Origin of the sequence: Janthinobacterium sp. FT14W, from assembly GCF_009208755.1 — a bacterium.
Classification (GTDB): Bacteria; Pseudomonadota; Gammaproteobacteria; order Burkholderiales; family Burkholderiaceae_D; genus Janthinobacterium; species Janthinobacterium violaceinigrum.
On the sequence record NZ_WFLL01000131.1, the window covers coordinates 1 to 532 of the forward strand.

A 532-nucleotide genomic window follows, 5' to 3' on the forward strand; every position below is an offset into this window, starting at 1 on the left:
CCGCCGTGATGCGGTTATCGCCCTGCGCCACGATCACGCCCGTATTGCTCAAGGTGCCCGTGACCTGCAGGCGCTGATTGCCGGCCGCGTACAGGCTGCCGCTGTTGCCCACCACACCAGCCTGCGTGTCCAGGTTGCCGCCGGCAAACACGCTGCCCGTGTTGTGCAATGCCTGCAGTTGCAAGCTGGCATTGCCGTGCTGCGCCTGCACCTTGCCGCCCAGGTTATCCAGCTGCTGCGCGTTGATGCTCAAGTACTGGCCAGCGGCCACGCTGCCGGCCATGTTGTCGATCGTGCCCAGCGCGCCTATCGTCGCCTGCTGCACGGCGCTCAGCAAGCCTTGCTTATTCAGCAAGATACTAGCCGTCACGGCCAGGTCGCCATTGCTTTCGATGCGCCCGCCCGTATTGTCCAGCGTCTGCGCCACGCCCAGCGTCATGCCGCCGCTACCCGTTTGCCCGATGCCGCCGCCACGGTTGTCCAGGCTGCCCGCCTGCAGCGTCACCTGCTGCGCCACCAGGGTGGCGTCGCG

1 protein-coding gene is annotated in these 532 nt (G+C 66.7%); it reads right to left on the minus strand.

Annotation, left to right across the window (positions count from 1 at the left end; all coding sequences use genetic code 11):
- The coding region (locus GCN74_RS28300) for a hypothetical protein (protein WP_152259710.1) at positions 1-532 on the minus strand (532 nt) is incomplete at both ends.